Genomic DNA, 21,165 nt, shown 5'->3' with positions numbered 1-21,165 from the left:
CGTGAGCTCCCCGATCCGCCTCGGTACTCGCCGCAGCGCTCTCGCGCAGGCCCAGTCCGGTCACGTCGCCGCCGCCCTCGAGAAGGTCGTCGGACGCCCCGTCGTGCTCGTCCCGATCACGTCCGAGGGCGACACCAATCGCGCCTCGTTGTCGGAGATCGGCGGGCAGGGCATCTTCGCCACGCGTCTGCGCGAGGCGCTGCTCGCGGGGGAGTGCGACTTCCTGGTGCACTCGCTCAAGGACCTCCCCACCGCGGTCCCCGAGGGCCTCGTCATCGCGGCGACGCCCGTCCGCGAGGATGCGCGCGATGTCGCCATCACCCGCGGCGGTACTCCGCTGCACGAGCTGCGCGCCGGCAGCACGGTCGGCACGGGGTCGCCCCGCCGCATCGCCCAGGTGCGTCGCCGGGCCCCGCACTCGACGGTCGTCGACCTGCGCGGCAACGTCGACTCGCGTCTCGCGCGCGTCGCATCCGGCGAGCTGGATGCCGTCATCCTCGCGGCCGCGGGGCTCTCGCGGCTCGGCACCGACTCGCCGCTGCACCGGGAGGAGCTGGGGCTGAGCGCGTGGCCGACCGCGCCCGGCCAGGGAGCCCTGGCGGTGGAGACGACGACGGATGCCCCGGCCGAGCTGCGTGAGGCGCTCGCCGTCCTCGACGATGCGCCCACCCGCCTCGCGATCACGCTGGAGCGCGCGATCCTCGAGGGTCTGGACGCCGGATGTCAAGCCCCCATGGCCGCGCACGCGGTCGTCGAAGGCGACGAGATCCGCGTCAGGACGGTCGTGTACGCGGCCGATGGCGGTCGCCGGATCGGGCTCGACGTCACCGAACCCCTGAACGAGGGGTATATTCAACGGAACGGCAGTGGCAATGATGCGGATGCTGCCGATGGTGCAGATCCGATCCAGGCCGTTCGATCGCTGGGATTGGCTGTCGCCCGTCGGCTGCTCGAACAAGGGGCGGCCGAACTCGTCCCCCGAGAGCAATCCTGATGACCACGACACCCGAATCGAAGCACGACAAGCCTCTAGACGGCTGGCGGATCCTCGTCCCCCGCGGAGGCCCGTGGGGCGACGGCGTCGCCGCGAGCCTGCGCCTGCAGGGAGCGGTCCCCGTCGTCGCGCCCCTCATCAACTTCGCCCCCACGACCGACCAGGCAGCCCTCGACGTCGCCCTGGAGCAGCTCGCCGCCGGCGCCTACGACTGGCTCACGGTGACGAGCGCGACCACGGTCGACGTGCTCTTCGCGCACCGTGCGGTCGTGCCGACCACGACGCGCATCGCGGCGGTCGGCGAGACCACCGCGGCGGCGCTGCAGGCCGTCGGGTACGAGGTCGCGCTGGTGCCCACGCAGGACAACTCCGCCGAGGGCATGGCGCAGCAGATGATCTCGCTCGAGACCGCACCGCGCCGCATCCTCGCTCTCCGCAGCGAGATCGCGAAGCCGGTGCTGAGCGTGCTGCTCACCGAGGCGGGTCACGACGTCGACAGCGTGGTGGCGTACCGCACGGTCGGCGTGCCGGTGACGGATCGCATCAAGCGCGACGTCGAGAACGGCCGCATCAACGCGATCCTCATCACGAGCGGTTCGGTCGCCGAGCAGGTGCGCGAGCAGTTCCCCGAGATCCCCGATGACACGTTGCTCGCGGCGATCGGTCCGCGCACGGCGCGCGATGCCCGCAACGCCGGACTGTCGGTCTCGGTGGTCGCGGATCGCCAGACGGTCGACGCGCTCATCGACGCGGTCTCGCACTTCACCCTCCCGCACTCGGCCGACGAGTTCACGCCGTGAGCTTCCCCGAGGTGCGCCTGCGTCGACTGCGCCAGTCGCCGGCCGTCCGCCAGCTCGTGCGCGAGACCAGCCTCCAGCCGCAGCAGCTCGTGCTGCCGATGTTCGTGCGCGAAGGGCTCACCGACCCCGCGCCGATCGGATCGATGCCCGGTGTCGTCCAGCACTCGATGGACTCGCTTCGCGCCGCGGCGGTCGAGGCGGCCGAGGCCGGCGTCGGCGGCGTCATGCTCTTCGGCGTTCCTGCGGTGCGCGATGCCCGCGGCTCCGGCGCAGACGCTCCCCACGGCATCCTCAATCTCGCGACCGAGGCGCTGGCAGCCGAGGTGGGCGACGCCCTCGTGGTGCAGACCGACCTGTGCCTCGACGAGTTCACCGATCACGGACACTGCGGCGTGCTGGCCGCCGACGGTTCCGTCGACAACGACGCGACCCTCGAGCGCTACACCTCGATGGCTCTCGCCCAGGCGCGGGCCGGTTCGCAGCTGCTCGGGCTCTCGGGCATGATGGACGGCCAGGTCGCCGCCATCCGCCGGGCGCTCGACGCCGAGGGGTTCACGCGCACGATCCTGATGTCGTACGCGGCGAAGTACGCGAGCGCGTTCTACGGTCCCTTCCGCGAGGCGGTCGACTCGCAGCTCACCGGTGACCGCCGCACCTACCAGCTCGACCCCGGCAACCGTCGCGAGGGCGTGCGCGAGGCCGTGGTCGACGAGCAGGAGGGCGCCGACATCGTCATGGTCAAGCCGGCGATGGCCTTCCTCGACGTACTGCGCGAGGTGCGAGACACCGTGCATATTCCGGTGTGGGCATACCAGGTGTCCGGCGAGTACGCGATGATCGAGGCCGCCGCCGCGAACGGATGGATCGACCGCCGTGCGGCGATCCTCGAGTCGCTGCTGTCGATCCGGCGCGCCGGTGCCGACGCGGTTCTGACGTACTGGGCGACCGAGGCCGCCCGCTGGCTACGCGACTGATCGGTCGCCGCCGCACTTCGAGAGGAAGCACCATGTCCGATCGCAACGATGATCTCTTCTCCGCCGCCCGCGCGGTGATCCCCGGCGGCGTGAACTCTCCCGTCCGCGCCTACGGGTCGGTCGGGGGCACGCCGCGCTTCCTCGCCTCCGCGCAGGGTGCGACGGTGACGGATGCCGCGGGCACGACGTACATCGACCTCGTGGCCTCGTGGGGCCCGGCGCTGCTCGGTCACGCGCATCCGGAGGTCGTCCAGGCGGTGCAGGAGGCCGCGACCCGCGGCCTGTCGTTCGGCGCGCCCACCGAGGGCGAGGTCGAGCTCGCGGCACTGATCGCCGACCGCGTGCGGTTCGGCGAGATCCGTCCGATCGAGCGCGTGCGCCTGGTGTCGACGGGCACCGAAGCGACCATGACGGCGATCCGCCTGGCCCGCGGCGCGACCGGTCGCGACTTGCTCGTGAAGTTCGCCGGTCACTACCACGGCCACTCCGACGGGCTGCTCGCCGCGGCGGGCTCGGGCGTCGCGACGCTCGCGCTGCCGGGTTCCGCGGGCGTGCCCGCGCCGATCGCCGCGCAGACGCTCGTGATCGACTACAACGACCCCGAGGCGCTGGCGGCGGTGTTCGCCGAGCGCGGCCCGCGCATCGCGGCGGTCATCGTCGAGGCATCCGCGGCGAACATGGGCGTCGTCGCCCCGCTCCCCGGGTTCAACCGCCTCATCGCCGACACGGCCCACGCGCACGGTGCGCTGATGATCCTCGACGAGGTGCTCACCGGGTTCCGGGTGCACCCGGCCGGGTTCTGGGGCCTGCAGGCCGCGGAGGGCGAGGACTACCTTCCCGACATCGTCACCTTCGGCAAGGTCGTCGGCGGGGGGATGCCGCTGGCCGCCCTCGGTGGACGGGCCGATGTGATGGACCTCCTGGCGCCGCTGGGGCCGGTCTACCAGGCGGGCACGCTCTCCGGGAACCCACTCTCGGTCGCCGCGGGCCTCGCCACGCTGCGCCTCGCGACGCCCGAGGTCTACGCGACCATCGACGCGGCGGCCGACCGGCTCGCGCGTGCGCTCGACGCGGCGCTCACGGATGCCGGTGTCGAGCACGCGGTGGCGAAGGCGGGAAACCTCTTCAACGCCTCGTTCCGCCCCTCCGCCCCGCGCGATTACGCCGAGGCCCAGGCGCAGGAGACGTTCCGCTACGCGCCGTTCTTCCACTCGCTGCGGGAGCAGGGGGTCGCCCTGCCGCCGAGCGTGTTCGAGGCGTGGTTCCTCACGGCCGCCCACGGCGACGAAGAACTGCTGCGCATCGAGGCGGCGCTGCCCCTCGCGGCCGCCGCCGCGGCATCCGCTCGTCCCTGAGTGAGCGCATTCCCACAACGGATCGTTGTGTTCCTGTGAGCAAGATCCAGACAACTGGGAGGATGCCGCTGGCAGACTGGGTGTCATGGTGACGTTGCTGTTGGATCAGACGCAACTCGAGATCGTGCTCTCGCCGCTGGAACGCGCCGCGAGCTTCCACCGCGACAACCTCCGCATCGTGCGCGAGACGATCACCAAGGTGCAGCTCACCGATGACGCCTGGACCTGGCTGCGCGGCGTGCCCAATCCCGGCACCCACATTCCCGGCATCCTCGCCGCCGGCACGTGGAAGGCCGCGGGCAGCACCGACTTCGTGCTCATCCGCAAGCGCCGGCCGAGCGTCGTGATCGATCTCACGGGCGACGAGCAGTACCGCCGTCTCATCCTGACCACCCGGCACGGCCTCGCCCTGACGCAGGCCCTGCGGCTCGAGGTCTCCGAAGAGCCGGCAGACGTCGAGGAGATCGTCTCGACCGGCTCGATCCCCACGACCAAGCAACCCCGGCGCCCGGTGATCCGGCCGCGGCCCGCCTGAGCCACCGCGCTCGCAGACCACAGCGAAACGCCCTCCGCGACCATCGGGTCGGGAGGGCGTCTCGCTGTGCGGATCGATCAGTCGCGGGGGCGGTACTCGCCGTGCTCGTGGTGCTGGTCGCCGTCGCCGCTCTGGTCGTAGTGGTCGGCGTTGGCGAGCTCGTCGTCGGTCGCCGTGAGCGGCATCTCCGGGATGATCTCGATCACGGTCGTGCGGGGGGCGCCGTCGGCGGGAGCGTCGTCGGATGCTTCGTCGTCGGGTGCTTCGTCGGTCGGGGTCTCGTCGGTCGCCGTGTCGGCTTCGGCCTGCGTGTCGGCTTCGTGCTCGGAGTGCGCGGCATCGTCCGTCTCGCTGCCGTCCGGCTCGGAGGGCACCTCGCCGAGGGGGTAGTCCTTCGGCTCGTCCTCGAAGTAGGCGCGGGCGGCGTCGGCGAGCATCGAGCTCACCGCGGCCGAGCGCGGGTCGGCATCCTCGTCGGCGGCCGCCTCGTCGCTGTCGGAGGATCCAACCGACGATGCGTCGGATGCGCCGTCGGTCGGGCCCAGGTCGTCGAACACCTCGACCCCGGCCTCCTCGCCGATCGGAACACCCGCGGCTTCACCGTCGACGGCGTGGGCGGGAGCTTCGGCACCCGGGAACGAGGTGGCCTCCTCCTCGGCGGCGTCGCCGTTTCCGAAGAGGATGTCGTCGAACGAGGGGAGCCCTGCGGCCGACACCGGGCCCGGTGCGACCTGCGCGGCATCCGCATCGGTGGCCGTACCGTCTGCAGGCGTCTCGTCCGCAGGCGTCTCGTCGTCGGATGCTGCGGCGCCGTCGACGGAGACGTCGACCGCTCCCTCGGCGTCCGCTTCGTCCGCGACGACGTCGCCATCGTTCACGATCGCGGCTCCTGCTCCGGAGGCGACCACTGCCGCCGCGACGGGACCGCCGGGTACCGCCGCGGCGGCGTCGGCGGCGATCGCGGAGGCGGTCATCGCCGCCGTGTCGTCCGTCGTGACCTGATCCTCGGCGTCGGCCGGAGCGGTCGCGTGCGCGGGCTCCTCGACGGGAGCCGCCGGCGCGGCGGCGGGAGCGACGAGCTGCGTCGCGAGGAGGCCGGCGTGCGGCTCGAGCCGGCCGCCACGGGTGAGCTGGATGAAGACGTCTTCGAGCGTCGGACCGCGCTGCACGAGAGTGGTGAGGGCGATCCCGGCATCCGCGGCGACCGCACCGACCCGGCGCGCGTCGGTGCCGCGCACCGTGAGCCCGGAGCGGAGGATCTCGATGTCGAACCCGGCGGCGGCGAGGGCGGCGGTGAGCGCGGCACGATCGGCCGCGTCGACGATGACGGCACCGGCCGAGGGGTCGGCGAGTTCCTCGATGCCGCTCGCGAGCACGAGCCGGCCCTTCGAGAGCACGAGCACGTTGTCGGCGACCTGCTCGACCTCGCTGAGCACGTGCGACGAGACCAGCACGGTGCGGCCCTCGTCGGCGAGACGGCGCATGAGCAGGCGCATCCAGCGGATGCCTTCGGGGTCGAGCCCGTTGGCCGGCTCGTCGAAGACGAGAGCCCCGGGGTCGCCGAGCAGAGCGTGCGCGACGCTCAGACGCTGACGCATGCCGAGCGAGAATCCGCCGATGCGGGCGTCGCCCTCGTTCTCGAGCCCGACCAGGGAGAGCACCTCGGCGACGCGACCGAGCGGGATGTCGTTGGCCTTGGCCGCGATCGTGAGCTGACGGTTCGCGGTGCGGCGCGGACGGTAGACGGTCTCCTCGAGCACCGAACCGATCACCCGCAGCGGCTGACGGAGCTCGGCGTACGACTGGCCGCCGATCGTCGCGGTGCCGGATGTCGGGCGCACCTGGCCCAGCAGCATCCGCAGCGTCGTCGTCTTGCCGGCCCCGTTGGGGCCGAGGAACGCGGTGACCGCACCCGGCTCGATCCGAGCAGAGAAGTCGGAAACGGCGGTCACCTCATTGAAGCGCTTCGTCACGCCCGTGAATTCGAGAACCTGTCCGTCGGTCATGCGCGACCTCTCCTTGCTTGGTCAATTCCCCCTATCCTGCCGGAAAACCGTCCGGATCGCGTATTTCCTGTGGATTGCGAGCCCTCGCGGCGACCGGGGTAGCCTGGCTCCCGTGACCGAGACCTCTGCCTCCGACCGCGTCCTCGTCCGCACGGAAGGCGCTCTCGGGCGGCTCACGCTGCAGCGTCCCGAGGCGATCAACGCTCTCGACCTGGGCATGGTGCAGGCGCTCACCGCGGCGCTCGACGCCTGGCGCACCGACACCGACGTGCAGATCGTGCTGCTCGACGGTGCGGGCGACCGCGGCTTCTGCGCCGGGGGAGACGTGCGCGCCCTGCACGCGCAGATCGTGTCGGGGCATCCCGAGTCCACCGCCGAGTTCTTCCGCGCGGAGTACGCGCTCAACGTCATGATCGCCGAGTATCCGAAGCCGATCGTCGCCTTCGCCGACGGCATCACGATGGGCGGCGGCATCGGGCTCGCGGGGCACGCGGCGATCCGCATCGTGACCGAGCGCTCGAAGCTCGCGATGCCCGAGACGCGCATCGGCTTCACTCCCGACGTCGGCGGCACCTGGCTGCTCGGCCGTGCGCCGGGTCGCCTCGGCGAGTACCTCGCTCTGACCGGCGGTTCGATGAACGGGGCGGATGCCATCGCCCTCGGTTTCGCGGACTACTACGTGCCCTCCGCCAATCTCGACGCCCTGCGCGAGGCCCTCGCGTTCCGCGCCGACCCGACGGGGCCGAGCGAGATCGTGCTGCTGTTCGACGAGACGCCGGAGCCCTCGGAGCTGTCGCCGTCGCCGGAGTGGATCGACGAGGCCTTCTCCGCCGACACGGTCGTCGAGATCGTCGAGCGGTTGCAGGCGCAGGGCACGACGGATGCCACGGCCACGGCCGACCTGCTCGAGGGGCTCGCGCCGACGGGGTTGGTCGTGACGCTCGACGCCGTGCGCGAGGCGCGGGCGGCCTCCGGGCTGCGCGAGGCGCTCGAGGGCGAGTACCGGCGGGTGCTGTGGTTCGTGCACGAGCATCCCGATCTCGTCGAGGGCATCCGCGCTCAGCTGGTCGACAAGGACCGCAACCCGAAGTGGCAGCCCGCCTCGCTCGCCGAGCTGGGGACGGATGCCGGGGCGGATGCCCGTGCGTACGTGCCGGAGACGCCGCTGTTCTGAGTGCCAGCCCGGCTGTCGATGGGTTCGCTGTGAGCGAAGGTTCCGAACTCGGCGGTACGAATGTCGGAGCTTCGTGTCACGCTTTGTTGTGGCCGATCCCGGTCGGCACCTTCCCCCACGCCTGAGTCCACAGCTTCACCTCTCAGAAAGTCCGCCTGTGCTGGGTAAAATTCTCGTTCGGTATCTGTCCCGCTACAAGTGGTTGCTCGTCGCCGTCCTGGTCTTCCAGTTCGCGAGCGCGATCGCCACCCTCTATCTCCCGCGTCTCAACGAAGACATCATCAACAGAGGCGTCGCACAGTCCGACACCGCCTACATCTGGCGCACCGGTCTGCTCATGCTGGCGGTCTCGCTCGGTCAGATCATCGCGTCGATCATCGCCACGTACTTCGCCGCCCGCGCGTCGATGGGCGCCGGCCGCGACATCCGCGCCGATGTGTTCAGCAAGGTGAGCGGATTCTCCGAGCGAGAGGTGTCGCAGTTCGGCGCCGGCTCGCTCATCACGCGCAACACCAACGACGTTCAGCAGGTGCAGATGCTGGCGATGATGGGCGCCACCATGCTCGTCACCGCACCGCTGCTGGCGATCGGCGGCATCATCTTCGCGGTGCAGACCAACATCGGGCTGAGCTGGCTCATCGCCGTCTCCGTCCCCCTCCTGCTGATCGTCGCCGGACTCGTCGTCAGCCGCATGGTCCCCCTGTTCCGCAGCTACCAGGGCAAGCTCGACACCGTGAACCGCGTCATGCGCGAGCAGCTCACCGGCGTGCGCGTCGTGCGGGCGTTCGTGCGCGAGCGCATCGAGGAGGAGCGCTTCCGCGGCGCGAACACCGACATCATGGTCGTCGGGCGCAAGGTGGGTTCGCTGTTCGTGCTGCTGTTCCCGCTCTTCATGCTCATCCTCAACGTCACGGTCGTCGCGGTCGTCTGGTTCGGTGGCGTCGAGGTCAACAGCGGCACGGTGCAGGTCGGCACGATCTTCGCGTTCATGCAGTACATCGGACAGATCATGGGCGGCGTCATCATGGCCAGCTTCATGGCGATCATGATCCCGCGCGCCGCGGTCTCGGCCGAGCGCATCGGCGAGGTGCTCGACACGACGTCGAGCATGGAGCGTCCGGCGAACGGCGTCACCTCGTTCCCGACTCCGGGTTCCGTGGCGTTCGACGACGTCGAGTTCACCTACCCCGGAGCCGACGCCCCCGTGCTCTCCGGCATCAGCTTCGCCGCCGAGCCCGGTGAGACCGTCGCGATCGTCGGATCGACCGGTGCCGGCAAGACCACGCTGGTCTCGTTGATCCCGCGCCTCTTCGACGTCTCGGGCGGAGCCGTCTTCGTCGGAGGAGCCGACGTCCGCACCGCCGACGTCGAATCGCTCTGGGCGACGATCGGACTCGTTCCCCAGCGCCCGTTCCTCTTCACCGGCACGGTCGCGTCGAACCTCCGCTACGGCCGTGAAGACGCCACCGACGACGAGCTCTGGCACGCGCTCGAGATCGCGCAGGGCCGTGATTTCGTCGAGGAGATGCCGCAGGGGCTCGAGTCGCGGATCACCCAGGGTGGAACCAACGTCTCGGGCGGTCAGCGCCAGCGCCTGGCGATCGCCCGCGCGATCGTGCGTCAGCCGCAGATCCTCGTCTTCGACGATTCGTTCTCGGCGCTCGACCTCACCACCGACGCCCGTCTGCGACAGGCGCTGTGGAGGGAGCTTCCCCACGTGACCAAGGTCGTCGTCGCGCAGCGCGTCTCGTCGATCACCGATGCCGACCGCATCGTCGTGCTCGAGGGCGGGACCATGGTCGGCGTCGGAACGCACGAAGAACTCCTCGAGACGAGCACGACGTACCGAGAGATCGTCGAGTCGCAGCTGGGGGTGGACGCATGAGCGAGCAGAACTCCTCACGTACCCGTCGCGGTCGCGGAGCCAAGAGCGCGACCGCGGGCACCGCGGCCGTCGTCGAGCCCGAACTGACCGACGAGGAGAAGTACGAGGCCGAGCTGGCCGAGAAGGCGCGTCAGGACGGCGGCGGCTGGGACAGCGTCGCGCCCGGCAAGGCCGACAACTTCGGCAAGAGCTTCAGCCGCATGATCGGCCTGCTCAAGCCCTCGGCGGTCTGGTTCGTGATCGTGTCGATCCTCGGCGCCATCGGCGTCGTGCTCACGGTGGCGGCTCCGAAGGTGCTCGGCGAGGCGACCAACCTCATCTACAAGGGCTTCATCTCGGTGCAGCTCGGGCAGGCGAACGGCGACTTCCCCGGATTCCCCGCGGGTACCTCGCAGGACGACGTCGTCGACGCGTTGCGGCAGGGCGGCCAGACCGACTTCGCCAACCAGGTCGCCGCGCTCGGTGACTTCCAGGTGGGTGACGGCGTCGACTTCGACGCGCTCCGGTGGGTCATCGCCGCCGTCCTCGCGATCTACGTGGTCGCGGCGTTCCTGAGCTGGATCCAGGGCTACGTCATCAACGTCATCATGGTGCGCACCATGTGGCGTCTGCGCGAATCGGTCGAGGCGAAGATCAACCGACTGCCGCTGTCGTACTTCGACAAGGTGCAGCGCGGTGACCTGATCTCCCGCGTCACCAATGACATCGACAACATCACGCAGACCATGCAGCAGTCGCTGTCGGGCGCGATCACCGCGGTGCTCACGGTCGTGGGCGTGCTCGTGCTCATGTTCTCGATCTCGTGGCAGCTGGCGCTCGTCGCGCTGGTGGCGCTTCCGCTCATGGGAGTGATCTTCGGCGTCATCGGTCCGCGTTCGCAGAAGGCCTTCGGCACGCAGTGGCGCAAGGTCGGACGGCTGAACGCCCGCGTCGAGGAGGCCTTCTCGGGCCACGCGCTGGTCAAGGTCTTCGGCCGCGAGCAGGACGCCCTCGACAAGTTCAAGGACGAGAACGAGGAGCTCTTCCAGGCCGCGTTCAAGGCGCAGTTCCTGTCGGGCATCATCATGCCGGCGATGACCTTCGTCGGCAGCCTCACCTACGTGGGTATCGCAGTGCTCGGCGGCCTCATGGTCGCGAACGGCCAGCTGCGTCTCGGCGACGTGCAGGCGTTCATCCAGTACTCGCAGCAGTTCACGCAGCCGCTGTCGGAGCTGGGCGGAATGGCGGCGGTCGTGCAATCGGGAACCGCCTCGGCCGAGCGCGTGTTCGAGCTGCTCGACACCGAGGAGCAGGAGGCCGATGACGTCGACGCTCCCGCGCTCGACGAGGGCAAGGGCGTCGTCGAGTTCGAGAACGTCGCCTTCTCGTACACGCCCGAGCGTCCGCTCATCACGGATCTCTCCTTCCGGGTCGAACCGGGGCAGACGGTGGCGATCGTCGGACCGACCGGCGCGGGTAAGACCACGCTCGTCAACCTGATCATGCGGTTCTACGAGCTGAACGGCGGGCGCATCCTGCTCGACGGTCAGGACATCTCGGAGGTCACGCGCGACGAGCTGCGTTCCCGCACCGGCATGGTGCTGCAGGACCCCTGGCTGTTCGCGGGCAGCATCCGCGAGAACATCCGATACGGACGTTCCACCGCGACCGATGACGAGGTGCTCGAGGCCGCGAAGGCGACGTACGTCGATCGCTTCGTGCACGCGTTGCCCGAGGGGTACGACACCGTGCTCGACGAGGACGCGTCGAATGTCTCGGCGGGTGAGCGGCAGCTGATCACGATCGCCCGGGCGTTCGTCGCCCAGCCGTCGATCCTGATCCTCGATGAGGCCACGTCGGCCGTCGACACCCGCACCGAGCTGCTCCTGCAGAACGCGATGGCGGCGCTCCGCGAGGGGCGCACGTCGTTCGTGATCGCTCACCGCCTGTCGACGATCCGCGATGCCGACCTCATCCTCGTGATGGAGCACGGCGACATCGTCGAGAAGGGCACGCACGACGAACTCATCGCCGCCCAGGGCGCCTACTGGCGCCTGTACCAGTCGCAGTTCGAGCAGGCGGCGACCGACATCGACGCCGAGGAGGCACTCACCGGCTCGACGCCGACCGTCATCACGGGTGACGCCGACGACGCGGATGCCGCCGAGGCCGCAGCAGCGGATGCCGTCACCGGCGCATCGGTCGGAGCCCAGCAGCCCGCCGCCGAAGCTGCCGCGGCGCAGGCCGTGATCGAGCACCCGTCTCCCGAGGGGGACACCCGCCGCAGCTGACCCGTCACGGCTGACCCGCCGCAGACACCCGGGCTCACGCCCACCCGAAGCGCCCCGACCCGCATCCGCAGGCCAGGGCGCTTCGCGTGCGGCACCGTCGCCCCGAGAACCCGCCGCCGCGGCATCCGCCCGATCCCGCTCATCTGCACGGAGCGCGCACGTCTGCACGGCGATCCCGGGGGTCTCGCCGTGCGGACGTGATCCGTCCGTGCAGGCGTGATGGCGCGGCACCACGTGCAGGGAGAAAAGACATCTGCAGGGAGGTTCGGCGGGATTCTCCCTGCACGTGTCGTTCTTCCCTGCGGATGAGCGGGCGGCAGAGGGCGACAGGCGTGCGAGGAGGCAATCTGAACGTGAGGGGTCACAACACGCCTCACGGGCCGATACGAACACGGCGAGTCTTGACCCCTCACGGAGTCAGGAACCCGGCTCTATTCCGAGTCGAGGCCGAACAGGTTCATCGGATGCGTGAGGCGCCACCAGATGCTGGGGCCCTCGACGTCGTCGTCGAGAACGAGTTCCGTCGTGGTCGTGTCGATCGGGCCGGCGGTGCTCAGCGAGCCCACGGCGTCGCCGTCCTCCCGCGCATCCCCGAGCGAGAAGCTCGTCGAGGTCGTCGCCGCGGCACCGTTCCAGAGCAGCACGTCGGCGTCGGCATCCGTCACGATGTCGACCTCCGCGCCCCACTCGGTGCGCACCTGACCGACGACCGTGCCGGCTGGAACGGCGGGTTCCTGGGCGAGGAGCGCCGCTTCGACCTCGGCGAACAGCGAGCGCGTGGCCGCGAGCCGCTGGGCATCGTCGTCCTGATTCAGCACCGCCGCGTAGAGCTGCACGGTGCTGTCGCCCACGGTCACGTTCTTCGCCGTGAGCAGGTTCCACCCGACCAGCGTGCCGGTCTTGATGCCGACGACACCGGGGTCGGCCAGCATGCCGTTCGTGTTGGTCACGAGGCCCGCACCGGGCAGCTCGACGGCCGGGGTGCCGACGATCTCCGCGAACACCGGGTTCTTCATCGCGAGCTCGCCTAGGCGCACCAGGGCGTCGGGTGTCGCGACGTTGCCGATGTCGAAGCCCGACGGTGTGACGACCGTGATGTCGCTGAGGCCGCGCTCGCTCAGCCAGATCTCCGCGGCGGCCGCGAACTCGCTGTTCGATCCCCAGATCTCCCGCGCGAGGCGGTCGATGTAGTTGTTCGCCGACCCGAGCAGCGTGCCCTGCAGCATCTGGTACTCGGTGAGCACTCCGCCGACCGGCACATCGAGCGACGACTGATCCGACATCCGATACGACCAGTACGACTGGCTGTCGGCACGGGTGAACGAGAACTCGGGACCCTGCTCGCCGAGGGCCAGGGGCATCCGGTCGAGCACCATGAGTGAACTGACCACCTTGGTGATGCTCGCGATGCTCGCCGGATCCACCGAGGATGCCGTCGAGCCGATGCCGCCCACGCCGACGGCTGCACTGCCGACGCCGGGCCACGCCACGGCGGCCGCGGGAGCGGCGACGGTGGTGAACTCGACAGAATGAACGGTCGGGGCGACCTCGTGCAGCGGCCAGAGGATGGTCGTGCCGGCGTATGCGCCGACGAGACCGAGAACCATGCCGATCGGCACGAGCACACGGGCGCTCGCGATCGCCGGGCGCAATCGGGCTCCGCGCATGATCGCGACGGCGGGATCCTCGACGTACGGCTCGTCGTAGGTGCGCGCCGCGGAACCTGCGGCGACGGCGGCGGTGTCGATCCAGGTCAGGGCCGTGGCCGGGCGCTTCTCATCTGCCCATGCGGCCTCGGGGGTCTCGCTCTCGCTCGCCTCCGGAGCGGCGGATGCCTCGACACCGGCCCCCTCGACACCGGCGGTCTCGACACCGGCAGCCTCGACATCAGTACCTTCAGGACCAGCCTCCTCGACGCCGGCAGCCTTCGCCTCGTCCGGATCCGCCACGGCGGGCACGGATGCCGTCGCAGGCGGCTCGAGTTCGCCCGGGGCGTCGGTCGCAGCCGCGCCGGAATCGGGCACGGCGGCGGTGGCGGCGTCGGTGGGATGAGCGGCGGTCACTCGATTACGGTACCCAATCCCCGGGCTGATCTGCGGCGATGCGTCACGGGCGGGCGCGGGTGTCGGCGCGCGGGTATGCTGGTCAGCACAACCACGGGAGTCCGGCGAGCCGGGCTGAGAGGGAGCGAATCGCGCTTCGACCGTCGAACCTGATCTGGGTCATGCCAGCGCAGGGAGGAGTTCAGATGAGTACGTCCACGCCCGAATCCGCCGCGAAGAACACCGGCGAAACGGCATCCAACCCGGCATCCGGATCCAACCCGGCATCCGCCGCGAAGCAGGCATCCGCGAAGAGCGCACCCGCCACGATCTGGCGCTGGCGCGTCGTCGACATCGTGGTCGCCAGCGTGCTCGGCGTCGCCGCCGGGCTGATCTTCCTCGCGTGGAACGTCGGCTACCTCGGCCCGAAGGCGCTCCTCGAGCCGCTGCTCCCGGGCCTGCAGGGGCTGCTCGACGGACCGTGGCTGTTCGCCGGTGTGCTCGGCGGCCTCATCATCCGCAAGGCGGGCGCCGCGATCTACGTCGAGCTGCTCGCCGCGGTCGTCTCGGCCCTGATCGGCAACCAGTGGGGCGGGTTCCTGACGCTCGAGGCCGGTCTCGTGCAGGGCCTCGGCGCTGAACTGATCTTCCTGCTGTTCTTCTACCGTCGCTGGTCGCTGCCCGTCGCGATCCTCGCCGGAGCGGGCGCGGCCCTCGCCGGCGGCATCAACAACCTCATCCTCTGGTACGCGGGGTCGGGCACCGAGTTCACGGTGATCTATCTGATCAGCACGGTCGTGTCGGGCGCGGTGATCGCCGGGGCCCTGTCGTGGGTGCTGGCGCGCGGCATCGCGGCCACGGGAGCGCTCGATCGCTTCGGCTCGGGCCGTGAGGCGCGCGTCCGCGTCTGATGACGATCGATCAGGCCGGCCCCGCGACGGTCGAGGCGACCGCGTGGGGCTGGCGTCATGCCAGCCGTCTGGCCTGGGCGCTGCAGGACGTCTCGTTCCGGATCGAACCGGGGGAGCGCGTGCTGGTGCTCGGCGCGTCCGGTGCCGGCAAGTCGACGCTGCTGCAGGGACTCGCCGGGGTGCTCGGCGGCGACGAGGAGGGCGAAGCCCAGGGCTCGCTCCTCGTCGACGGCATCCCCGCAGCGTCCACGCGCGGGCGCACGGGGCTGGTGCTCCAGGACCCCGACTCGCAGGTGATCCTCGCCCGGGTCGGTGACGACGTCGCCTTCGGGTGCGAGAACCTCGGCATCCCGCGCGCCGAGATCTGGCCGCGCGTGACGCAGGCGCTCGACGCGGTCGGCCTCGACGTGCCGCTCGATCGCCCGACCAAGGCGCTGTCGGGCGGGCAGAAGCAGCGGCTCGCGCTCGCCGGCATCCTCGCGATGCGGCCGGGGCTCGTGCTGCTCGACGAGCCGACGGCCAACCTCGATCCCGAGGGCGTGGTCGAGGTGCGCGACGCGGTCGAGCGGATGCTGCAGGCGCACCCCGCGACGCTGATCGTCGTCGAGCACCGCCTCGACGTATGGCTGCCGCTGATCACGCGGGTGATCGTGGTCGGGCAGGGCGGGGTCGTGGCCGACGGACCGCCCGCGCACGTACTCGGCGTCGAGGGCGCCCGGCTCGCGGCCGACGGGGTGTGGGTGCCGGGGTTCGCTCCGGATGCTCCGCCCGCTCCGCTGTCGGCGCCCGGCGAGGTGCTGATCTCGGCCCGCGATCTCGCCGTCGCCCGCGTGAAGGGGAAGCCCGTGGCGACCGGCATCGACCTCGACGTGCGGGCAGGACAGGCGCTCGCGATCACCGGGCCGAACGGTGCCGGCAAGTCGACCCTCGGGCTCACGCTCGCGGGACTCCTGCCGCCTGCGGGCGGTGCGGTCGCGGCATCCGCGGCCCTGGCCGCCGGTATCGGATCGACGCCGATCGACTGGGCCTCGCGCGATCTGCTCACCCGTATCGGGATGGTCTTCCAGGAGCCCGAGCATCAGTTGCTGGCGAAAACCGTGCAGGAGGAGCTCGCGGTCGGCCCGCGCGCGCTCGGCATGCCCGAAGACGAGATCGCCGCACGCAGCGAGGAACTGCTGCACCGGCTGCGCCTCGACCGGCTCGCGCGCGCCAACCCCTACACGCTGTCGGGCGGCGAGAAGCGTCGGCTGACGGTCGCCGCCGCCCTCGCGACCCGGCCCCGGGTGCTCGTGCTCGACGAGCCGACCTTCGGACAGGACGCCCGTACCTGGGCCGAACTCGTCGCGATGCTCGCCGCCCTGCGCGACGAGGGCACCGCGATCGTGACGATCACGCACGACCTCGACGTCGCCCGCGCGCTCCACGCCGAACGCTACGAGCTGGGCGGCAGCCGATGACCGTGCTCGACACCACCGCCCGCACCGGACGCATCGCCGGCATCAACCCCGTCGCCAAGCTCGGGGTGAGCGCGCTGATCGCGATCCCGCTGATCCTCACGCTCGATCCGGTGTCGGCATCCGTCGCCCTCGTGCTCGAGTGCGTGCTGTTCTTCTTCGCCGGCATCGGCTGGCGCGAGTTCTGGCTGCGCACCTGGCCGGTCTGGCTCGCGGCGCCCCTCACCGCCGTCACGATCGCTCTCTACGGCGAGACGAGCGGCACGATCTACGTCGAGTGGTTCGTGCTGCGCATCAGCGACGGGTCGCTCGCGCTCGCTCTCGCGACCTTCCTGCGCGTGCTCGCGATCGCGCTGCCGTCGGTGGTGCTGTTCATCACGGTCGACCCCACCGACCTCGCCGACGGACTCGCTCAGGTGCTGAAGCTGCCCGCCCGGTTCGTGCTGGGCGCGCTCGCCGGGTTGCGCATGATCGGGCTGTTCCTCGACGACTGGCGGGCGCTCGAACTCGCGCGCCGGGCACGTGGAGTCGCCGATCGCGGACGCATCCGCCGGTTCTTCGGTATGGCGTTCGCCCTGCTCGTACTCTCGATCCGCAGGGGCGCGAAGCTCGCCACCGCCATGGAGGCCCGCGGCTTCGGAGCCCCCGGTCGGCGCACGTGGGCGCGCGAGTCGCGGTTCGGGGCGGCCGAATGGATGCTGCTCGCGGTCGGTCTCACGATCTCCGGGGTGGCCGTGGCCGCCGCGATCGCGACCGGCGCGTGGAACTTCATCCTCGGGCCGAGCTCCTAGCCGTCGCTCAGGTCTCGTTCCAGAGCCGCATGTAGAACTCGAGCCGTGCGTCGTCGCGTTCGACGCCGTACGCCTCGAGCAGCGGGTCCTCCCAGCCGGGGCCGAAGTTCCACCCGGTGCTCATGGCCGCGGCGGCGAGGTCGGCCCACCGGTCGGCGAGACCGAGGGCGGCGAGATCGACGTGGGCGGCGGGCTCACCCGCGGCGTCGAGGAGCGTGTTGGGCATGCAGGGGTCGCCGTGGCACACGACCAGGCGGTCGATCGGCGGGGCCTCGTGCAGTTCGGGCGGCACGACGACCCCGCGCTCGGCGGCGTTCGAGACGCGCCAGTGCACGCTCCACTCCCACGGGCAGTCGGCGACGGGGAGGGTGTCGTGCAGCATCCGCAGGGCGCGACCGACGGCGGGTACTGCGATCTCAGCCTTGCCATCCCAGCGCGGATCGACGGCGCTGAACGCGTCGATCGCGCGGGTGACGAGCCACTCGTGCGCGTCGTCCTCGCCCTGGGCGAGCACCTCGGGCACCGCGATCCAGCGGCGGGCCCAGCGCATCCGCTCGGCCTCGTCGTGCATGTTGGCCTCGTCATCGAGCGGACCCCACTTGATGTAACGCCCGTCGTCGGTGCGGAACGTGAGGCCCCCGATGCCGTTGCGCCAGACCGGGGTGACGGCGGCGCGACCGGCGAGGTCGCGTACGCGCGCGGGGATCTCGATGTGGGGGTCGGGGATGCTCATCCCTCCAGTCTGCCGTGCCGACCCCGTAGGCTCGCTGACACAGCCTTCCCCGGGGATCGTGGTGACACCAAGAACCACGTAGGCTGAAACTCAGTCGCACGACGACGTTCGAAGGAGAACACCATGCAGATCAGTGGACAGGGCGCGCTCATCACCGGAGGCGCCTCGGGTCTGGGCCTCGCCACCGCACGTCGGCTCGCCGCCGACGGCGCCCACGTCACGATCATCGACCTCTCGACGTCGAAGGGCGCCGAGCTCGCCGACGAACTCGGGGGACTCTTCGTGCCCGCCGACGTCACCAGCGTCGACGAGGTGCAGGATGCCGTCGCCCAGGCGCAGGCCGTCGCCCCGCTGCGCGTCGTGGTCAACTGCGCCGGCATCGCGCCGCCCGCGAAGGTGCTCGACCGAGACGGCAACCCGGCCGTGCTCGCCGACTTCGAGCGCATCGTGCGCATCAACCTCGTCGGCACGTTCAACGTGCTGTCGCAGGCATCCGCCGTCATCGTGAAGAACCCCGTGGACAGCGACACCGACACTCGTGGCGTCATCGTCAACACCGCCAGCGTCGCCGCCTTCGACGGCCAGATCGGCCAGCCCGCGTACGCCGCGTCGAAGGGCGGTGTGCACGCGATGACCCTGCCGGTCGCCCGCGAGCTCGCCCGCTACGGCATCCGCGTGGTCACCATCGCCCCCGGAATCATGGAGACCCCCATGCTCATGGGCCTGCCGCAGGCCGCGCAGGACTCCCTCGGCCAGCAGGTGCCGCACCCCTCACGGCTCGGCCGCCCCGACGAGTACGCCGCCCTCGTGCAGCACATCGTCGAGAACGACTACCTCAACGGCGAGACGATCCGCCTCGACGGCGCGATCCGCATGGCGCCGAAGTAACCCGCCCGCACCGGCATCCGACCCAGAAGGAGACCCATGTCACTCGCAGGAAAGACCATCCTGATGTCCGGCGGCAGCCGCGGGATCGGACTCGCGATCGCGCTGCGCGCTGCAGCCGACGGTGCGAACATCGCCATGCTCGCGAAGACCGACACCCCGCATCCCAAGCTCGAGGGGACGATCCACACGGCGGCCGAGCAGATCCGCGCGGCCGGCGGGCAGGCGCTCGCGATCGTCGGCGACGTGCGCGACGACTCCGACATCACCGAGGCCGTGATGAAGACGCAGGGCGAGTTCGGCGGCATCGACATCGTCGTCAACAACGCCAGCGTCATCGACCTCTCGCGGTCGCTCGACCTCGATCCCAAGAAGTACGACCTGATGCAGGACGTCAACGTGCGCGGCACGTTCATGCTGTCGCGCGCGGCCGTGCCGATGCTGAAGGATGCCGAGAACCCGCACATCCTGTCGCTCTCCCCGCCGCTCAACCCCACGCCGAAGTGGCTCGGTGCGCACACCGGTTACACGCTCGCGAAGTTCGGGATGACGATGGCGACGCTGGGTCTCGCGGCGGAGTTCGCGCGCGACGGCATCGCCGCGAACACGCTCTGGCCGCGTACGACCATCGCGACCGCGGCGGTGCAGAACCTGCTCGGCGGCGACAAGGTCATGGCCGCGAGCCGCACGCCCGACATCTACGCGGATGCCGCGTACCAGGTGCTCCTGCAGCCCGCCGGGTCGTATACGGGGCAGACGCTCATCGTCGAGGACGTGCTCGAGGCTGCAGGGATGACCGACTTCTCGGGCTACGCCGCGATCCCGGGGACCCCTGACGCGGCGCTGTTCCCCGACATCTTCCTCGACTGACCCGGGCCGCCCCGTGACGCTCAGAAGAGCAGGTACACCGCGCCGAGCACCGTGAGCACGATGACGATGCGGTCGAAGAGCCGCTGATCGAGTCGCTTCGCGACGGCGAGCCCGATGAGCGCGCCGATGACGACGAGCGGGGCGAGCGCGGCATCCATCAGCAGCACCTGCCCCTCGAACAGTCCGAGTCCCGCGAGGAACGGCACCTTGATGAGGTTGATGATCGCGAAGAACCACGCCGAGGTGCCGAGGAACACCTGCACCGGGGTGCGCGTCGCGAGGAAGTACATCGACATCACCGGGCCGCCGGCGTTCGCGACCATCGTCGTGAACCCGCCGAGCGTGCCGTAGGTGCCGGCGAGCAGAATGCCGCCGCGGGCGGGGGCCACGGCATCCGCCCTGTTCTGCCGCCACCGTCGCCAGAGCGTCACCGCGATCATGACCAGCAGGATGACGCCGATCGCGCGCCGCACGACGCCGTCACCGGTGAGCGCGAGGAACGCGAAGCCGGCCAGGAGTCCCAGCACGACGGCCGGGGCGAGGCGCAGTAGCGTCGGCCAGTGCGCGTGCCGACGGTAGGCGATGAGCGCGAACACATCGCCGACCATCAGCAGCAGCAGCATGGCCGCGGTCGAGGTGCGCGCCGGCAGCACGGCCGCGAACAGGGCGATCGCGAGGATGCTGCCGCCCGGAAGCGCCGTCTTCGAGATGCCGATCGTCACCGCGGCGAGGGCCAGCGCGGCCCACGCCCACGGGTCGAGGGCGATCACCGAGGCGTCAGGCGCGGACGGCCGCGAGGGCGGCGGCGAAGCGAGCGGAGCGCTGCTCGATGTCGGCCCAGTCCTGGGCCTTGAGCGAGGCGCCGTTGGCGAGGTCGCCTCCGGCTCCGACGGCCACGGCGCCGGCAGCGAACCAGTCGGCGAGGTTGTCGGGGTTCACGCCACCGGTGGGCATGAGGGGAGCCTCGGGGAACGGGCCGCGCAGGGCGCCCAGGTACGAGGGGCCGCCGAGCGACGCGGGGAAGATCTTGACGACGTCGACGCCGAGTTCGAGCGCGCCCATGACCTCGGTGGGGGTCATGGCGCCGGTCATCACGACGCGGCCGGTGTCGAGCATGCTGCGCGTGAGGTGGGGGAGCGTGCCCGGGCTCACGAGGAACTCGGCGCCCGCATCGGCGGCGAGGGCGGCCTGCTCGGCGGTGGTGACGGTGCCGGCGCCGACGTAGGCGGCGTCGCCGTGCCGGGCGATGAGCTCGCGGATGACGGCGGGCGCATCGGGGGTCGAGAACGTGACCTCGATACCGGTCACTCCGCCCCGGATGATGGCCTCGGACGCCTCGAGGGCGAGCTCGGGGGTCGAGGCGCGGAGCACGGCGAGGACTCCGGTGGCGCGGGCACGGGTGAGGCGGTCGGACATCATGCTCCTTGTGGTGGGGGTCGTTCTATTCTCGCCGACGCCAACTTGTCATTACAACGGGCGCGTCCGG

The 21,165-nt window shown here is 70.7% G+C and carries 18 protein-coding genes and 1 riboswitch; of the genes, 13 read left to right on the top strand and 5 right to left on the bottom strand.

All coding sequences use genetic code 11. From position 1 onward, the window contains the following. Nucleotide 1 precedes the first annotated feature (1 nt). The 5 genes from hemC (at nucleotide 2) to ACZ5Y9_RS16445 (ending at nucleotide 4,658) form a co-directional block, all read left to right on the top strand. On the top strand, nucleotides 2–994 hold the full coding sequence (gene hemC / locus ACZ5Y9_RS16465) for a hydroxymethylbilane synthase (protein ID WP_464471875.1): 993 nt from the start codon (nucleotides 2–4) through the stop codon (nucleotides 992–994). Next, a complete protein-coding gene (locus ACZ5Y9_RS16460; RefSeq protein ID WP_247957004.1) occupies nucleotides 994–1,794 on the top strand; it encodes a uroporphyrinogen-III synthase in 801 nt (266 codons plus the stop codon). The genes hemC and ACZ5Y9_RS16460 overlap by 1 nt, the downstream gene beginning before the upstream one ends. Further along, nucleotides 1,791–2,768, top strand: coding sequence for a porphobilinogen synthase (hemB, locus tag ACZ5Y9_RS16455; RefSeq protein WP_247633731.1), 978 nt, complete (start codon nucleotides 1,791–1,793; stop codon nucleotides 2,766–2,768). Before ACZ5Y9_RS16460 ends, hemB begins: the two co-directional genes overlap by 4 nt. A gap of 32 nt (nucleotides 2,769–2,800) precedes the next feature. Next, on the top strand, nucleotides 2,801–4,123 hold the full coding sequence (gene hemL / locus ACZ5Y9_RS16450; protein WP_464471874.1) for a glutamate-1-semialdehyde 2,1-aminomutase: 1,323 nt from the start codon (nucleotides 2,801–2,803) through the stop codon (nucleotides 4,121–4,123). Between the two features lie 85 nt (nucleotides 4,124–4,208). Next, entirely contained in the window at nucleotides 4,209–4,658 is a 450-nt protein-coding gene (locus tag ACZ5Y9_RS16445; protein ID WP_247624416.1) for a hypothetical protein, read from the top strand. Nucleotides 4,659–4,735: 77 nt separating this feature from the next. On the opposite strand, the gene ACZ5Y9_RS16440 is transcribed toward ACZ5Y9_RS16445, so the two are convergent. Next, nucleotides 4,736–6,664 (bottom strand): ATP-binding cassette domain-containing protein, encoded by a 1,929-nt coding sequence (locus ACZ5Y9_RS16440; protein WP_464471873.1) that lies wholly within the window; start codon nucleotides 6,662–6,664, stop codon nucleotides 4,736–4,738. A gap of 112 nt (nucleotides 6,665–6,776) precedes the next feature. Between ACZ5Y9_RS16440 and ACZ5Y9_RS16435 the strand changes: the two genes are divergently transcribed. The 3 genes from ACZ5Y9_RS16435 (at nucleotide 6,777) to ACZ5Y9_RS16425 (ending at nucleotide 11,993) form a co-directional block, all read left to right on the top strand. After that, the gene (locus tag ACZ5Y9_RS16435) at nucleotides 6,777–7,838 is read left to right on the top strand and encodes an enoyl-CoA hydratase/isomerase family protein (protein ID WP_464471872.1); all 1,062 of its coding nucleotides are present in this window, start codon (nucleotides 6,777–6,779) and stop codon (nucleotides 7,836–7,838) included. Between the two features lie 157 nt (nucleotides 7,839–7,995). Then, nucleotides 7,996–9,723: an ABC transporter ATP-binding protein gene (locus tag ACZ5Y9_RS16430; protein WP_247624419.1), complete on the top strand. Its 1,728-nt coding sequence runs from the start codon at nucleotides 7,996–7,998 to the stop codon at nucleotides 9,721–9,723. Continuing rightward, a complete protein-coding gene (locus ACZ5Y9_RS16425) occupies nucleotides 9,720–11,993 on the top strand; it encodes an ABC transporter ATP-binding protein (RefSeq protein ID WP_247956999.1) in 2,274 nt (757 codons plus the stop codon). Before ACZ5Y9_RS16430 ends, ACZ5Y9_RS16425 begins: the two co-directional genes overlap by 4 nt. Before the next feature lie 431 nt (nucleotides 11,994–12,424). Here the strand turns inward: ACZ5Y9_RS16425 and ACZ5Y9_RS16420 are convergent, their stop codons facing one another. Further along, on the bottom strand, nucleotides 12,425–14,056 hold the full coding sequence (locus tag ACZ5Y9_RS16420) for a D-alanyl-D-alanine carboxypeptidase family protein (RefSeq protein ID WP_464471871.1): 1,632 nt from the start codon (nucleotides 14,054–14,056) through the stop codon (nucleotides 12,425–12,427). A gap of 83 nt (nucleotides 14,057–14,139) precedes the next feature. Further along, nucleotides 14,140–14,251: riboswitch (TPP riboswitch) on the top strand. Between ACZ5Y9_RS16420 and ACZ5Y9_RS16415 the strand changes: the two genes are divergently transcribed. The 3 genes from ACZ5Y9_RS16415 (at nucleotide 14,242) to ACZ5Y9_RS16405 (ending at nucleotide 17,191) form a co-directional block, all read left to right on the top strand. Next, nucleotides 14,242–14,946 carry an ECF transporter S component gene (locus ACZ5Y9_RS16415; protein ID WP_464471870.1) on the top strand — a complete coding sequence of 235 codons (705 nt, stop codon included), beginning with the start codon at nucleotides 14,242–14,244 and terminating at the stop codon, nucleotides 14,944–14,946. It overlaps the preceding riboswitch by 10 nt. After that, complete coding sequence (locus tag ACZ5Y9_RS16410; RefSeq protein WP_464471869.1) at nucleotides 14,946–16,403, top strand: ABC transporter ATP-binding protein; 1,458 nt, start codon at nucleotides 14,946–14,948, stop codon at nucleotides 16,401–16,403. The genes ACZ5Y9_RS16415 and ACZ5Y9_RS16410 overlap by 1 nt, the downstream gene beginning before the upstream one ends. Next, complete coding sequence (locus tag ACZ5Y9_RS16405; RefSeq protein WP_336641645.1) at nucleotides 16,400–17,191, top strand: energy-coupling factor transporter transmembrane component T family protein; 792 nt, start codon at nucleotides 16,400–16,402, stop codon at nucleotides 17,189–17,191. Before ACZ5Y9_RS16410 ends, ACZ5Y9_RS16405 begins: the two co-directional genes overlap by 4 nt. Nucleotides 17,192–17,198: 7 nt before the next feature. On the opposite strand, the gene ACZ5Y9_RS16400 is transcribed toward ACZ5Y9_RS16405, so the two are convergent. Continuing rightward, nucleotides 17,199–17,924: a phosphotransferase gene (locus ACZ5Y9_RS16400; RefSeq protein WP_464471868.1), complete on the bottom strand. Its 726-nt coding sequence runs from the start codon at nucleotides 17,922–17,924 to the stop codon at nucleotides 17,199–17,201. 123 nt (nucleotides 17,925–18,047) lie between these two features. On the opposite strand from ACZ5Y9_RS16400, the gene ACZ5Y9_RS16395 reads away from it, so the two are divergent. After that, nucleotides 18,048–18,812, top strand: coding sequence for an SDR family NAD(P)-dependent oxidoreductase (locus tag ACZ5Y9_RS16395; RefSeq protein ID WP_247956993.1), 765 nt, complete (start codon nucleotides 18,048–18,050; stop codon nucleotides 18,810–18,812). Nucleotides 18,813–18,848: 36 nt separating this feature from the next. Continuing rightward, complete coding sequence (locus tag ACZ5Y9_RS16390; RefSeq protein ID WP_247633743.1) at nucleotides 18,849–19,679, top strand: SDR family oxidoreductase; 831 nt, start codon at nucleotides 18,849–18,851, stop codon at nucleotides 19,677–19,679. A 20-nt stretch (nucleotides 19,680–19,699) separates the two neighbouring features. On the opposite strand, the gene ACZ5Y9_RS16385 is transcribed toward ACZ5Y9_RS16390, so the two are convergent. Then, nucleotides 19,700–20,449, bottom strand: coding sequence for a sulfite exporter TauE/SafE family protein (locus ACZ5Y9_RS16385; protein WP_440747747.1), 750 nt, complete (start codon nucleotides 20,447–20,449; stop codon nucleotides 19,700–19,702). A gap of 7 nt (nucleotides 20,450–20,456) precedes the next feature. Next, nucleotides 20,457–21,098, bottom strand: coding sequence for a bifunctional 4-hydroxy-2-oxoglutarate aldolase/2-dehydro-3-deoxy-phosphogluconate aldolase (locus tag ACZ5Y9_RS16380; RefSeq protein ID WP_464471867.1), 642 nt, complete (start codon nucleotides 21,096–21,098; stop codon nucleotides 20,457–20,459). Nucleotides 21,099–21,165: the final 67 nt, after the last annotated feature.

The sequence above is a fragment of the Microbacterium sp. T3-8 genome (assembly GCF_055398145.1).
This window is presented reverse-complemented; position numbering and strand designations above follow the sequence as displayed.